This is a genomic window from Massilia jejuensis, assembly GCF_042656795.1.
GTDB classification, from domain to species: domain Bacteria; phylum Pseudomonadota; class Gammaproteobacteria; order Burkholderiales; family Burkholderiaceae_D; genus Telluria; species Telluria jejuensis.
Map to the genome: position 1 here is coordinate 1 of NZ_JBHSMS010000091.1, position 763 is coordinate 763.

At 57.3% G+C, this 763-nt stretch carries 2 pseudogenes; both read right to left on the bottom strand.

Annotation, left to right across the window (positions count from 1 at the left end):
* Nucleotides 1-406: pseudogene (locus ACFPOU_RS23630) on the bottom strand (hypothetical protein); the annotation flags it as partial.
* Nucleotides 403-763: pseudogene (locus tag ACFPOU_RS23635) on the bottom strand (type VI secretion system tip protein VgrG); the annotation flags it as partial. The pseudogenes ACFPOU_RS23630 and ACFPOU_RS23635, both read right to left, overlap by 4 nt.

Consider the following 763-nt stretch of genomic DNA (forward strand, 5'->3'; position numbering starts at 1 on the left):
CGAAGCGATCTTTACTCTCGGTGTAATGGTAATACTCGACTTCTGTCTCGTTTGGGTCAAGCATGAGCTGGCGCTGGGCCGGCGAGGCATTCTTGTACCATCCGACCAATCCGGCATTGAAAATGGCACCGGCGGACTTCGTGCCGACCATGTCGTCCGGCCGCCACGAACGGTTGTCCAGTCGATCCAGATCGTCCTGCCGTTTTTTACTCAGGCGAAGATTACTGCCCATCACGCCGGGCAAGAAGATCACAGGGATGACCTTGCGTGGCGGGAGTTTGACGTCGTGGCGGACGGTGTCGGACGTCGCCGTCATGCGGACCGTATATTCAGCCCAGCCGCCGACGCCCTGCGTGAATTCGCCCTGGTGATTGCCCCGCTCATTCAGTCCAGATTGGTCGCTCATGGTAGTTCGCCCTTGTAGCGGATGGTGTAGGAGTCGAAACCGCCTGATTTCTGTATCTCGGTGCTGCCGCTGGCTGCGGTTTTCCCTTCAATGACCGTTTCGTCGTCGCGCACGAGCTCGTAGGCGATGTTCTTCTCCGGCTTCAAATTGGCGTCGACGAAGTTGACTTCCTGGTCGAAGCGGTAATCGGACTTGCGTTCGTTGAATGCCTGCGACACGCTTTTCGCTGGCAGCGTCTCGAGATTGCCGTGAAATAGCACAGGGGATGAAGTGAAAAACTGCACCTTCTCGCCGATCTCGACCATGTTGTTGACGCCGTGCAGCCGTACGCCTTTCTTGCCGCGGACATTCACCCAA